This window comes from Cyclobacterium salsum (genome assembly GCF_010119245.1).
GTDB classification, from domain to species: domain Bacteria; phylum Bacteroidota; class Bacteroidia; order Cytophagales; family Cyclobacteriaceae; genus Cyclobacterium; species Cyclobacterium salsum.
In genome coordinates this window covers 39,913-54,003 of record NZ_WNKG01000016.1, presented here as the reverse complement: position 1 = coordinate 54,003, position 14,091 = coordinate 39,913, and the positions used below count along the sequence as shown (strand labels likewise).

The window sequence follows — 14,091 nt, the reverse complement described above, 5'->3', positions numbered from 1 at the left end:
ATTTCAGCACGTTGGCGATTATTAATTTTCTAAGGATTCAACAACCTATTTATCCTGTTAAACACAAACCCATTCTTCTGAATTCACTATTATTGGTATTTTCCACATTCCGAATCAAACCATTTCGTTAAACCTGTGAAAAGCCAATGAGGTTAGAATAGAAACGGGCTTATTGTTAATCCATCCATAAATTAGGCGAAATCTCCTCCCTGGTGTTTTAAAATCCCTCTTAAGTTAAGACTATTGATTTTATTTTAAAACAAATATTGTGGACATTTGTAGCGAAGCCATCAGAACCAACCAAGCCTTGAATAACAAAGAAATCGTCAAAACGTTGCAGCTTACCATGCAGTTAATGGAACTGCACGAGGAGAACGCCTTCAAAATCAGGGGGTACCAGTCCGCTATCACCGGAATTGAAAGGGAAGGGGTATCCCTGGAAAAACTGAATCCAGCCCAGTTGCAGGAATTACCTGGAATCGGGAAAAGCATAGCCGAAGCCATCGTCCAAATCCGGGAAAGCGGAACGCATCCCTTTCTTGACGGACTACTGGAAAAGACCCCACCGGGAATCCTAGAACTTCTTAAAATAAAGGGCTTGGGGCCTAAAAAGATCAAAACCCTGTGGCAGGAATTGGAAATCACTTCTACCCATGAACTGATGGAGGCTTGCCAATCGGGCCAGGTGGCTAAAATCAAGGGTTTTGGAGCAAAAACCCAGGAAAGCATCATTCAGAAACTGGAATTTAATGCTGCCAATAAGGGGAAGTGGCTGTATGCAGACATTGATGCCGAAGGAGCCTTCGTTATGGCTGCATTGAAAAAGGCACTGGAAAATGAACCCGTAGCCGCAGTGGGAGCTTACGGTAAAATGGCCGAAATCGTGGAGGAACTGACCTTTTTAATTGGAACCGACCGACCAAAAGATACCCTCACAAAGATTGATAAAATAGAGGAGCTGCACCGGGATGACCGCCTGTGCAGCCCATTTCGCTGGCAGGGCGAATGGAAAGAAATGGAACTGCAGGTAATCCTGCTTTTGGCCGAAAAAGATAAATTTATTCGGAAAAAACTCCTACTGACTTCCAGCCCCGCGCACTTGCTGCACCCGGTGGAAGGGAACAGTACCCTGGGAGAACATTTTTACCAAAAAAACTTTTCCTCAGAAGAGGAAGCTTACGCCAGTGCAGGATTGCCACCTATTCCGGCAGACTTGCGAGAAGGAAACGGAGAATTGGAATGGGCGCAAGATCATTCCCTGGACGAATTAGTAACGCTAGAGGACTTAAAAGGTCCCCTCCACAACCATTCGACCTACAGTGATGGTAAGAATAAACTGGAAGATTTAGCAGCGTACTGCAAATCCGCCGGTTACGAGTACCTGGGGATCGCGGATCATAGCCGCTCTGCCTTTTATGCCAATGGGCTGGACGAGGACCGGATCCGAATTCAGCACGAAGAAATAGACCGCCTGAACGCCAGTCTCGCTCCCTTTCGAATTTTTAAAGGCATCGAAAGTGACATCCTCCCAGATGGCAGCCTGGATTACTCCGCAGAGGTACTGGCCAGCTTTGATTACATCGTAGCTTCCATCCATTCCGGTTTAAGTATGGACTCCAAAAAGGCCACCGAGCGATTGATTAGGGCTATTCAAAATCCTCACACCACCATCCTGGGACACCCTACCGGAAGATTGCTACTTCGACGAGAAGGCTACCCTATTGATCATCGGGCAGTCATTGATGCTTGTGCGCACTACCAGGTAGTCATCGAGATCAACGCCAATCCCTGGCGCCTTGACCTGGATTGGCGTTGGGTCAGGTATGCGATGGGGCAAGGAGTGACGCTGAGTATTAATCCGGATGCGCATGAAAATGAGGGAGTCAATGATATGAAATACGGGGTAATCGTAGGAAGAAAGGGCGGTTTAACCAAAGATATGACCCTAAATACCAAATCAGCAAAAGAACTGTCCCGCTATTTTGAAGCGCGCAAAAAAAATAAATTATGAAAGGACCCACAAACAAGGCGGAAACATATTTGACCCGCTCCTTTTTAGCCGGGTTGGCTGGTATTCTTTTCTGTATGGTGCCATTGGTGCTTCTTGCCTGGCAATTACCCGGAACCGCCTATGGCAGTTATTTTACGGGGATTGGATTGGCCTTTCAGCTTTTAGGAATCAGCCTGTCCGTATTGGTCCTGAGAGCGAGAAATCTGGATCCCGCTCAAAAGGAAAAAGCAAAAAAAATGGTTTTGGTTCTGGGGGTGGCCTTTTTATTTTTCGTTTTGGTTTGATCGTAGTTCTAGCATAGCCATCAGCTTTATCCGAGAGAATTTCTTAAATCCAAATCCATTTGAGCAGTTTGGAAATTTATATTTCCGCCTCGCCAAGAAGACCATTTTATCATAAAATTCTTGCGGTAATTCTCTCAAAACCCTACCTTGAACCACTTAGAAATGTGTTCCAGCCAAATAACCTAACATGCAAAGAAGAACTTCCATCAAAAAAATCTTTTGGGCGGCCGGATCCGGTTTGATCTTGCCCGGAGTTAATGCCAATGCGATCTCCCAGCCTTTCTCCCACATGCGGGCACCGGGACCGTTTTACCTGTTCACCAAAGTTCTTCAATGGCTCCCCCTCAGCGAGCTGCCGGATACCGTGAAGACCCTGGGTTTTGAGGGAATAGACCTTCCGGTTAGAAAAAATGGTTTTTTTGATAAAGATGAATTATCAAAAAAATTACCGGCTATTGTCGCTGAAAGTGAGCGCCTGGGGCTGAATAGGCCGGTCCTCACCACCGATATGAATGTGAGACAAATGAACCAAATGGACGAGTTTCTACGGATACTGGCTGGAGAGGGAATAAAGGATTACCGGATGGGGTACCTCTCATTTACCTCAAAAGATATTGTAGGGGAGCTTAAAAGGCTTAACGGGGAGATGCGACGGTTAGCAGAACTCCATGCCAAACATGGTGTAACCGGACACTACCAAAACCACGCGGGGAAAAGAATCGGAGGGTCGGTATGGGAAATTTACCACCTGTTGGAGGGCATTGATCCGGATCATATCGGGGTGCAGTTTGACTTGAGGCATTCCCAGGTAGAGGGTTACCAGTCCTACGAAAACGTCTTTCACCTGATAAGCGATCAAATCAGAAGTTTTGACCTCAAAGACTTTGTTTGGGGCAATCCATCCAACAAAAAGGATCAGCCCGTAAATGTACCGTTGGGTAAAGGAAATGTAAACTTCCAGCTACTGATGGAACACGAGGGGTTTACGGGAAGTCTGCCCAAAATACTCCATGTAGAATACGATCTGGGCGGGGCAGAGCATGGAGACTCCTCTCCTACAATGGATAAAAAGGAAATTTTAGCTGCCATCGAAAAGGATGTAATGACCTACCGGCAAATAATGTCCTGATTAGGCTTCATCGGCCAGGGCTTTTGAAAGCACCTTATTGGCAGCAGCGGAGTGGTTCAGGGTAAGGGCTTTTTGCCTTCCTTTTTCAGACATTTTATTCCAGGTTTTCTGAATAATGGCAATCAGTTTGGGTTCTTCATGCTGGTGTTTTTGGTGAAATGCTTCAAAGTAATATTTCAAAAACACCAGGCAGATCACATCCTCCAGTGCCTGAACCCCAGGATCCGTTTTCAGCCTTCTTTTATTGAGATAGTCATCTACTTGACGAATTTCCTCCTGGGAATAACCGTTTGCTAACATGATTTCACCTGCCATTTTTCCATGAAATTGCTTGAGTTTGGTTCGCCAAAGCAGGTATCCTTTTCTATCCATAGGGTAATCCTCCCTGGGAATCGACCAGCGGCTAATATGTTGACATCGGGCGGCCACTCGCAAGCTTTCCTCGGCATCCGGATAGGTTTCCATCAACATCTCGGACATGCGTATGCCGTATATTAATTCTTTGGCAATGGATTTGCCGTTTACCATTTCCTGATTAGGATCCTGTGCATTGACGGCATCTATATCTTTGATGGTGTTTTTAAACCGGGATTCGTTAGATTCACTCATAGTTTACTAGTCGTTGGAGAAATAAATGTACAAACAAGCACTGCATTTCACAACAGTCCCTTGCAATTCACGGGTTGGCAACCTTGGTAGGGTCATTATAAAAAGAAAACCCATTTGATTTAGTAACGGCCTAAACGGTATTTCGCAAAGTGAAGCGATATTAGTTTATGAAACGGGCGGGGGTTTTCCGTGCATCTTTAATAAATTTGTTTAATTTTGCACCAATTTAGCCAAAAGTAAAGCACTTCTAAAACCATCAAGCATGCCAAAAGACAGTAGCATCAAACATGTCCTCATCATCGGAAGCGGGCCCATCATCATTGGTCAGGCCTGTGAATTTGATTACGCCGGCTCCCAGGCAGCCCGTTCCCTCCGGGAAGAAGGAATCAAAGTAACCCTAATTAATTCCAATCCGGCTACCATAATGACCGATCCGGTGACGGCTGACAATGTTTACTTGTTGCCTTTGGAGAAAAAATCCATCGTTCAGATTTTGAAAGAGCATCCGGATATTGATTGTGTATTGCCGACCATGGGCGGACAGACAGCACTCAATCTTGCCATTGATTGTGACAAGGCAGGAATCTGGCAAAAATTCGGGACAAAAATGATCGGCGTAGACATAGATGCCATTGAAACTGCTGAAAACAGGGAAAAATTCAAGGCATTGATGGAAAAGTTAAACGTAGACGTTTGCATTGGGCGAACAGCTACTTCCTTTCTTCAGGGAAAAGAAATTGCCCAGGAAATCGGTTTTCCCCTGGTCATCCGACCTTCCTATACGCTGGGAGGCACCGGAGGAGGGTTTGTTGACGGTCCGGAAAATTTTGAAAAAGCACTTAGCGCTGGCCTGCAGGCCTCCCCTACCCACGAGGTATTGGTAGAGCAAAGTATTCTTGGATGGAAAGAATACGAGCTGGAAGTATTGCGCGATAATATCGGTAATATGGTGGTCATCTGTTCTATTGAGAACTTTGACCCCATGGGTGTACATACCGGAGATTCAATCACTGTTGCCCCCGCCATGACGCTTCCAGATACGGTATATCAGGAAATGAGAAACAAGGCCATTCGCATGATGGAAGGCATTGGTAATTTCGCCGGCGGATGCAATGTTCAGTTTGCCGTGAGCCCGGACAACCAAACCATCATTGGTGTGGAAATCAATCCCCGGGTTTCCAGATCCTCCGCACTGGCTTCTAAGGCAACGGGCTACCCCATTGCTAAAGTAGCAGCCAAACTCTCCATAGGGTACAATCTGGACGAATTGAAAAACTCTATCACCGGAAACACCTCCGCCTTTTTTGAGCCAGCCATCGATTATGTAATCGTGAAAATTCCACGATGGAATTTTGATAAATTTAAAGGGTCCGACAGAAAACTGGGGCTTTCCATGAAAGCGGTCGGGGAAGTAATGGGCATCGGCCGCAACTTCCAGGAAGCCCTTCAAAAGGCCTGTCAATCACTGGAAATCAAACGAAATGGACTTGGAGCGGATGGTAAGGAACTGAAAAATCAGGAAGAAATTCTATATAGCCTGGCCAACCCAAGCTGGAACAGGTTATTCCACATTTACGATGCCTTTAAACTTGGAATTTCCTTCCGGACTATTCAAGATCTGACCAAAATTGACAAATGGTTTTTGAAGCAAATTGAGGAGTTGGTGCATTTGGACATCACGCTGGGAAAAGAAACCCTGCAGACCATCGATGCAGAACTGATGAAAAAAGCAAAGCATAAGGGGTATGCAGACAGGCAAATAGCCCATTTACTGGGATGCCTGGAAAGTGAGGTCTTCAACAAAAGAAGGGATGAAATGGGTATTCGCCGGGTATTCAAATTGGTAGATACCTGCGCTGCCGAATTTGAAGCCCAAACCCCCTATTTCTACTCCAGCTTCGGTGAGGAAAACGAATCCGAAGTTTCTGATAAGAAAAAGGTAGTAGTCTTGGGCTCAGGCCCTAACCGCGTAGGTCAGGGAATTGAGTTTGACTACTCCTGTGTCCATGGGGTGTTGGCAGCAAAGGAATGCGGCTATGAAACCATCATGATAAACTGTAACCCTGAGACGGTTTCCACCGACTTTGACATTGCGGATAAGCTTTACTTTGAGCCGGTATTTTGGGAACATATTTATGAGATCATTCTCCATGAAAAACCCGTTGGTGTCATTGTGCAATTGGGAGGACAAACGGCGCTAAAGTTGGCCGAAAAGCTGGATAAATACAATATACCCATTCTGGGCACCAGTTTCCGGGCGCTTGACCTGGCAGAAGATCGAGGACAATTTTCGACTTTACTCAAAGAAAACGGAGTTCCTTACCCCGAATTTGGCACCATTCACAGCACAGACGAGGCACTGGAGCTTTGCAAAACATTAGGATTCCCCCTATTGGTAAGACCTTCTTATGTGCTGGGTGGCCAGGGAATGAAGATCGTTATCAATGAAAAAGAGCTGGAACAGCATGTAGTAAACGTGCTACGAGACATTCCTAATAATGAAATACTGCTCGATCATTTCCTGGAAGGTGCCATTGAGGCCGAGGCTGACGCTATTTGCGACGGAGAAAATGTCTATATCATCGGAATCATGCAACACATAGAGCCAGCTGGAATCCATTCCGGCGACTCGTATGCCGTACTGCCTCCCTATAATCTCGGGGACCTGGTCATCCGGCAAATTGAAACCTTTACCGAGAAAATTGCTTTAGCCCTGGAAACCAAAGGCCTGATTAATATTCAGTTTGCCATAAAAAACGACAAAGTTTACGTCATCGAAGCAAATCCCAGGGCATCCCGAACGGTTCCCTTTATCTGCAAAGCTTATCAGGAACCCTATGTTAACTTTGCCACTAAGGTGATGCTGGGAGAGAAGAAAGTGAAGGATTTCGATTTCGCCCCCATCAAAAAAGGGTATGCCATCAAAGAACCGGTTTTTTCATTCCATAAATTCCCAAATGTCAACAAGGAACTGGGACCTGAAATGAAATCAACGGGAGAAGCTATTTATTTTATCGATGATTTGATGGATGATTACTTTCTTAAAATCTATGCTGAGAGAAACCTTTACCTGAGCAGGTAATGTTCGCAGCGTCTCTAAATCCCGGCCTCCTTTACCCGAGGCCGGGCTATTTTTTACTACGCTCGGGAGAAAACCGAATTGGTATTTCTATTTTTTTTCTTTTAATATTGAATGGTGAAATGAAAATTTCCGTTAGGAGATTAAGGGGATAACGTATCAGTCCCTTTTCAATCACTGGATTTTCAAAATTGGTTACCATGATTTTAAAGATTATTATATTCTTCATTGCGCTGGGTTGGATATTTTCAAGTCTGCTTCGTTACTTCCTGAATAGCAAACTTAAAAAGTTTGCTGATCAGGTTCAGGCTGCTCAGCGGGAAGAAGCTAGAAAAAAAAATAAACCGAAGGACGGAAACGTAAACGTGGATTTCGTGCCTGGCGACCAGAAAAAAGGATCATCCGGAAACATTTCTGGTGGCGATTACATCGATTATGAGGAAGTAAAAGATTAACAACAGATCGTATTTTTTGAATTTATTCTAATCCGCAAAAAAAATCCCTACTTTATTCCCAATTTTTTGATAGTTTTAGATAGGAATGAAGCAATTCGTGGCCATACTGCTCTTAGGGTGTTTTACCTGTTACCATTTTGGGTTCTATGCCTTCTATGCCGCGTATCAATACAAAATTGAAAAGGATTGGGTGCAAAGGGTCTTCCATGAATCTTTCGATGGAAAACGGGTCATGAAAATCCCGATGAAGCTCCCCTATTCATTCGAAGAAGAAGGCTTTCAGCTGGCTAATATCCCTTTCAAACTGGACGGAAAAGCCTATCGGGCCATCAAAAAAAGATTTATTAATGACACCTTCGAACTGGTTTATGTACCCGATCGGGCGAAAATCATTTTGGAATTAAATACCAAACAGTGGGTATTATCCCTGGTGGAAACCACCAATTCAAGCGAGCAGAATAAAATAATCAGCCAACCCTCGGTCAAGGACTACCTCCTATCGCTTTTTTCCTCCCATTTTTCGATCCCCGATTTAAGCCAACACCATTGGAAAGGATTACTTCCGTCTATTTGGGATAAAATTTTCCTTCAATTACCTACTCCTCCACCCTGGAATGCATTTTTTGCACCACTGGCACACCACCTGAAATAAAATTTTCTTTCTTCTTACCTCTCCGATAAACCCGGTCTTTCGATCAATTGTCTTAAGGCCCGGCTACTGCTTGTTTGGTAACAACAACGCTTTTGGCTGAAAGCTCTAGCGACAAACGATAGGAAACACATGTGGGTGCCCATCATTAAATTACTATTTTACGCTAATGCACTTAACCAATGGAAAATAAATATTCTTTACTTATTTCTTGCACCATTATCTTGCTCTTTCTGTCAGAGATAAGGGTAAATGCCCAGGGATGCGTAGCCATCCGGCAGTTCTCAGGAATTGGCAACTCCCTCAACCAGGGAGAACTCCTTCAACAAGGGGAATGGAATGTACTCACAAACTACCGGTATTTCCGCTCTTTCAGGCATTTTAAGGGTTCGCATGAAGAGCCCGACCGTGTTACCAACAACACAGAAGTGATTAACTGGTCCCATTCGGTGGACCTGAACATCAGCTATGCGTTTACTAATCGGCTTTACGGACTGGTATCCTTACCCTTTGTTTACAATGAGAGAAGTTCCTTATACGAACATGGCAGAACCGAAAGGCACAGCAGCTACTCGCAGGGAATAGCGGATATGAGAATAGGGGCAGGTTATTGGCTCTTAAGTGGTGACAAAGCCACAAATGGAAACATGGCAATTGGAGCCAGTATAAAATTACCCACCGGAAATTATAATGCGAAAAGCACCTTCTATAATGTAAGCGAGTCTGGAAGTCAGGAAAGAAGACCGGTAGATCAATCCATTCAGCCTGGAGACGGCGGTTTCGGACTCATTTTGGACACCCAGGGCCTTCGCTTTTTAGGGAAAGAGTTCGTCCTGTATTACGATGGCTTCTACCTCATCAATCCCCGAACAACGAATGGCACTCGTACCTTTCGGGAAACCTTAAGCCCCGTTTTATCGAATGAAGCCATCATGGCGGTTCCCGATCAATTTGCCTTTAGGGCCGGAATCTTTAAGTCTCTCTTTGTACACGGATTAGGGATGTCTTTAGGGGGACGGGTAGAAGGAGTTCCTGTCAAGGACCTTTTTGGTGGAGATGAAGGATTCCGACGACCCGGGTATGTAATTTCAATCGAGCCCGGTTTTAGTTACATGATCAATAACTTTACGATTAACTTGAATGTGCCGGTAGCCTTGCACAGAAACCGAACGAGAAGCGTAACGGACATTGCGGCGACTACCCCTGATAATTACCGCCACGGGGATGCTGCTTTTGCCGACTACCTCCTCAATGTAGGATTGGCGTGGAGATTTGTTAAAAAAGAAACAAGTCCTTTTAACCAATTTTGAACCCTTCCCCCCGAATCATCGGGGGGAATTTACCTTCCTCCGTTGGCGCGTAGGTCCTTTCGGCAGTTTTCATCCAGCCTGGGAATGGTTTGTGGGGTGAATCGTAATACATTGCTGGTTTCTACTGCCCAATACATCAAACAGGAGTCATCGTCACAATGATATTCCTTTCCCTGATCCTCATGTGGGGTGACCATTTCACTTCCGACATTTACCAATCCCAAAAGATGACCCAATTCGTGCAAAGCAGTGGTAGTTTCCAGTGTTCCTCTGGAGGGTCTTCCGAATCCCCCGGAGTTGTCGGAAATTCTCTTTCCAAATAGAACCATGCTTGTATTTCGGTAAGCAGCTCCTATGGTGAAAAATCCTTCTTCATCCGGCATGAAAGAACCGTCTACTACTAAAAAAAACACCGATAACGTATTTCCCTCATTATAGCACTCGCGATACCGGTCCTCCAAATCACCAATATCCTGGGTGGAATAGTATTCCTGGCCCTCCGCAGGTATTTCATTTTCTATGATTTCAATACCTCCGGGTTTGCGCGTTATTTCCTGAAGGAATTCAACCATGGATTCCATCAGGTAATCCGTTGGCTTATATCCTTCCATGTAAACAATTTCCAGCTCCAAATTTGTAAACCGATCATCAGATAATAAAAAGTTAGCTGATTTTCCAACATCCCACCTGGCAGCCGCCAGTCCTACAAAAGGATCTTCTCGTTCAGGCACTGAACAAGCATAAAGCCCCCCAATGAGTAGCCCATAAAAGGCAAGCTTGTTAATTAAAAATTTCATGCAATAGGATTTTAATCGGCTCGAATTTTTCTTCTGCTAATTACCAACGTCACGAGAAACAACGCCGTAACGTATGTAAACCATACATTGTTCACACTTTTTCCAAACTAAAAGGTCAAAATTAGAAAAAAATGAAAGCAGGAATACTAAAAATGGCACAAAATTAGTTATCAGGGCAAGAATATTCATTAACTATTTTAACCAGCATTAACAGATGAAAAATTTAGTAATTGCAATTCTTTTCTCCGGGTTATTGTTAGGAGAAGTAAAGGGACAGGTTTTCAGCATCGGTCCAAAATTTGGTGTTTCTCAAGGAGACGTACACGTGACGGACGGTTTCCAGGGAGAGGATTCCAAAATGGGCTACCATTTAGGAGCATTTGCCCGGATTAATTTACCCATTATTTTCCTTCAACCGGAGGTACTGTATACCAATACCGGTGGCTCCTTTTCCGACAACTCCTTTAATTATGACGTTTCCTTCGATCGGTTAGACATCCCCTTAATGATAGGAGTGAAATTGGGAGGAGTTTTACGGCTTCAGGCAGGACCAGTTGCCAGTTACCTGATCAATGGAGACATGGTAGCCGATAATGGTACCCGGCAAAAAATCATACCGCCAAAAGAAGAATTCACCTATGGCTACCAGGCAGGAGTCGGCGTAGATATTGGTAACTTTTTGATGGATCTGAAATACGAAGGGGCGCTATCTAATTCTGTGAATACCTTCCCCCAGGTACAAACAGACCAGCGACAAAATCAGCTGATCGTCTCGCTTGGGTTCAGGTTATTTTGATGATCTTCGTCCACCATTTTCTTATAAAACTTAGTGTTATGAGAACTGGTCTATTCGCGGACGACTAGACCAGTTCTTTTACTTCCGCTTCTTTCGTCAAACTTTTTTTGGCCAGGAATATAAGGGCAAAGGAAAGGACAAACAAAATGGCTGCAATGATGGATAGCACATACGCATCTTTCTGAAAATTCTGCCAGGCAAATAGCCCCAGTGAACTCAAGGTCACCGTAAACATGAAAAACATGGGAATGGTCACAAAGGTCGGGTTAATCTTTTTCTTGATTAACCACACGGATATGGTCAGAAGTGCCAAAGCCGCCAGGAGTTGATTGGCGGATCCAAAGATAGGCCAGAGCGTGGCAAAACCACCACTGCCTAGCAAAAGAACAGAAAGCACCACCACTACACCGGTGGAAATGTATCGGTTTTGAGAAATTTTCTTACCAACAGGCTGCTTTACATCTTCAAAATATTCCTGAAGGGTGAATCTGGCCAAACGGGTACAGGTGTCCAGGGTGGTCAGGGCAAATGCCGACACGGTCAAGGCCACAAATCCTACTGCAAACGTTTCGGATATCCCCATGGAAGAAATGATGGCTCCCAATCCGTCTGCAAATAAAGGTACCGGTCCTTCTGCTCCCAGCCGTGACAAGTAATCCGAGCGGGTCAATACCACAACGGCACCTACCGAGATAATTGCCAAAAACGACTCGATCAACATTCCCCCAAAACCAACCAATTTGGCATCGGTCTCTTTGTCAAGTTGTTTGGAAGTGGTTCCGGAGGCAACCAAGGAATGAAACCCACTAATGGCACCGCAGGCAATGGTAACGAAAAGAACTGGAAAAAGATACCCGAGGTTTTCATCGGACACGTATACTTTGGTATCCATGGCGATGGTTGGATTGGCTACAAAAACCCCCACGATAGCCGCCAGAATTAAACCATATAACAAAAAACTATTAAGATAGTCTCTTGGCTGTAGCAGCATGGACACCGGCGTAACAGAGGCTACAAAAGCATAGATAAGTAGAATATAAATCCATACCTGGTAATTAAGGACAAAGGGAATCTGCATGCCCAGGTAGACAAAAAAGTACATCAAAGACACCCCCACAACAGAGGCTATTAAAAAGGCTTTCTTTCGATTGCCGGTCCATTTGGTCACCAGACCAAATAAAACCGCCAGGATGATAAACAGGATTGAAGCCGAAGCCACGCCTGGATTACTTACAAAGGTTTTGGCGATGATATCTGCAAAAACAGCAATAATCAAAATCAACGTCGAAAAACTAAAGAGAATGAACAGCCGCTTCCCCTTTTTACCGATGTTATTTTGGATGATAACACCGATGGATTTGCCGTCATTTCTAAGCGAGGCTACCATGCTCCCAAGATCATGAACCGCACCAAAGAAGATCCCCCCTATTAAAATCCAAATGACAGCAGGCACCCATCCAAACGTAATCGCAATGATGGGGCCGACTATGGGTCCAGCCCCTGCAATGGATGCAAAATGATGACCCAAAACGACTATAGGTTTACTAGGCACATAGTCTACCCCGTCGTTTAACCGATGCGACGGGGTGAGGTTATCGTTGTTGATCTTAAATTTTTTAAAGACGTATTTCCCGTAAATAAAATAGGCAGCAGTCAATATGATAGCAGAAAAAACAAATAGATGGGTGAGTTGCATGGTATGGATTCGGATTAATTACTTAAAGATAATCAGAAAATTGATTTCGTCAGAAATAAACCCTAATTTAAAAAAATAATCAGTTTTTGGCATGAAAGCCAAGCTTTAAGAAAGGAAATTTTAATCCTGCCCCTGATTCTCCTCACAAAGCCCCCCATTTTCGCCATGGAAAGAGAAACCCTTATATTTATAGGAATAGCACTAGGCATTCTGGTATTTAGTCATGTTTTCTTGTGGCTGCTATTCCCTAAATTAGCCCAGCTGGTATACAAGCCAAAGTCGGAAAAAGGCAAACGGTCCATGCTAAAGTTTTCCAATGCCCTAAAATGGGGCTTCTTTATTGCCATTTTTCCGCTGATTGAGCCTTTCTTTTCCCCTCCCAACCTGGAGCATATTGGAAAGCAGGACTTTTTTATCGTGCTGGCAATTATCAACCTTACCTGGATCATCATTGAGCTCTCCAATGTAATGCGGCACGCCTTTTTAGAAAATTTGACTTCCAATAAAGACGATAATTTGAGAGAGCGACGGATACTCACGCAGGTGGCGTTTATCCGAAAATTATTCATCATTGTGGTTGTGATCGTTTCACTTTCTGCCATATTGATGCATTTTGAATCGGCCCGTAAGATTGGAGCGGGATTGCTCACATCGGCTGGAATTCTGGGCATAATCGTAGGTTTGGCAGCCCAGAAGTCCATCGCCAATTTGCTGGCTGGATTTCAAATTGCCTTCACCCAGCCCATTCGGATTGATGACGTGGTGGTGGTGGAAAATGAATGGGGCAAAATAGAAGAGATTAATCTTACCTATGTAGTGGTCAAAATATGGGATCAACGAAGGTTGGTACTTCCTATCAATTATTTTATAGAAACCCCCTTTCAAAACTGGACCAGAACCACCGCGGCTATTTGGGGGACGGTATTCCTTTACCTGGACCACACCATTCCCGTAGAGAATCTAAAAACAAAACTCAAAGAGATTTTAGAGGAAAGTTCCCTTTGGGATGGGAAAGTTCAGGTTTTGCAGGTTACCGATTATACTGAAAAAACGATCGAAATTCGCTGCCTGATGAGTGCACGGGATAGCCCTACCGCCTTTGACCTCAGGTGTTTGGTAAGAGAAAAGATGTTAGCGTACCTACAAGCAAATTTCCCTGAATCCCTTCCAAAAAGCCGGGTACTTCTCGAAAAAATCGAGCCCGAAGAGGACCTTTGATTACCTTGAAATTTTGGAGAATGCAGATTTTGGTTTTATTTAACGGATAATACGCATA

12 protein-coding genes are annotated in these 14,091 nt (G+C 44.3%); 9 read left to right on the top strand and 3 right to left on the bottom strand.

Going from position 1 to position 14,091, the window contains the following annotated elements:
- The first annotated feature begins 268 nt into the window (after positions 1-268).
- The 3 genes from GJS45_RS21790 to GJS45_RS21780 all read left to right on the top strand — a co-directional run bounded on the left by GJS45_RS21790 (position 269) and on the right by GJS45_RS21780 (position 3,424).
- The gene (locus tag GJS45_RS21790; protein ID WP_317165118.1) at positions 269-2,011 is read left to right on the top strand and encodes a helix-hairpin-helix domain-containing protein; all 1,743 of its coding nucleotides are present in this window, start codon (positions 269-271) and stop codon (positions 2,009-2,011) included.
- Positions 2,008-2,295: a hypothetical protein gene (locus GJS45_RS21785; protein ID WP_162344006.1), complete on the top strand. Its 288-nt coding sequence runs from the start codon at positions 2,008-2,010 to the stop codon at positions 2,293-2,295. Before GJS45_RS21790 ends, GJS45_RS21785 begins: the two co-directional genes overlap by 4 nt.
- A gap of 187 nt (positions 2,296-2,482) precedes the next feature.
- Positions 2,483-3,424 carry a sugar phosphate isomerase/epimerase family protein gene (locus GJS45_RS21780; protein WP_162344005.1) on the top strand — a complete coding sequence of 314 codons (942 nt, stop codon included), beginning with the start codon at positions 2,483-2,485 and terminating at the stop codon, positions 3,422-3,424.
- On the opposite strand, the gene GJS45_RS21775 is transcribed toward GJS45_RS21780, so the two are convergent.
- Complete coding sequence (locus GJS45_RS21775; protein ID WP_162344004.1) at positions 3,425-4,033, bottom strand: DUF4202 domain-containing protein; 609 nt, start codon at positions 4,031-4,033, stop codon at positions 3,425-3,427.
- Positions 4,034-4,295: 262 nt separating this feature from the next.
- On the opposite strand from GJS45_RS21775, the gene carB reads away from it, so the two are divergent.
- The 4 genes from carB (at position 4,296) to GJS45_RS21755 (ending at position 9,526) form a co-directional block, all read left to right on the top strand.
- Positions 4,296-7,115 (top strand): carbamoyl-phosphate synthase large subunit, encoded by a 2,820-nt coding sequence (carB, locus tag GJS45_RS21770; RefSeq protein WP_162344003.1) that lies wholly within the window; start codon positions 4,296-4,298, stop codon positions 7,113-7,115.
- Between the two features lie 188 nt (positions 7,116-7,303).
- On the top strand, positions 7,304-7,567 hold the full coding sequence (locus GJS45_RS21765) for a DUF4834 domain-containing protein (protein ID WP_394366606.1): 264 nt from the start codon (positions 7,304-7,306) through the stop codon (positions 7,565-7,567).
- An 85-nt stretch (positions 7,568-7,652) separates the two neighbouring features.
- Positions 7,653-8,219, top strand: coding sequence for a hypothetical protein (locus GJS45_RS21760; protein WP_162344001.1), 567 nt, complete (start codon positions 7,653-7,655; stop codon positions 8,217-8,219).
- Between the two features lie 179 nt (positions 8,220-8,398).
- The gene (locus GJS45_RS21755) at positions 8,399-9,526 is read left to right on the top strand and encodes a hypothetical protein (protein ID WP_162344000.1); all 1,128 of its coding nucleotides are present in this window, start codon (positions 8,399-8,401) and stop codon (positions 9,524-9,526) included.
- Between the two features lie 29 nt (positions 9,527-9,555).
- Here the strand turns inward: GJS45_RS21755 and GJS45_RS21750 are convergent, their stop codons facing one another.
- Positions 9,556-10,323 (bottom strand): hypothetical protein, encoded by a 768-nt coding sequence (locus tag GJS45_RS21750; protein ID WP_162343999.1) that lies wholly within the window; start codon positions 10,321-10,323, stop codon positions 9,556-9,558.
- 214 nt (positions 10,324-10,537) lie between these two features.
- Between GJS45_RS21750 and GJS45_RS21745 the strand changes: the two genes are divergently transcribed.
- On the top strand, positions 10,538-11,119 hold the full coding sequence (locus GJS45_RS21745) for a porin family protein (RefSeq protein WP_162343998.1): 582 nt from the start codon (positions 10,538-10,540) through the stop codon (positions 11,117-11,119).
- A gap of 64 nt (positions 11,120-11,183) precedes the next feature.
- Here the strand turns inward: GJS45_RS21745 and GJS45_RS21740 are convergent, their stop codons facing one another.
- Positions 11,184-12,815 (bottom strand): carbon starvation CstA family protein, encoded by a 1,632-nt coding sequence (locus GJS45_RS21740; protein ID WP_162343997.1) that lies wholly within the window; start codon positions 12,813-12,815, stop codon positions 11,184-11,186.
- A 165-nt stretch (positions 12,816-12,980) separates the two neighbouring features.
- Between GJS45_RS21740 and GJS45_RS21735 the strand changes: the two genes are divergently transcribed.
- Positions 12,981-14,033, top strand: coding sequence for a mechanosensitive ion channel family protein (locus tag GJS45_RS21735; RefSeq protein WP_162343996.1), 1,053 nt, complete (start codon positions 12,981-12,983; stop codon positions 14,031-14,033).
- Positions 14,034-14,091 lie beyond the last annotated feature (58 nt).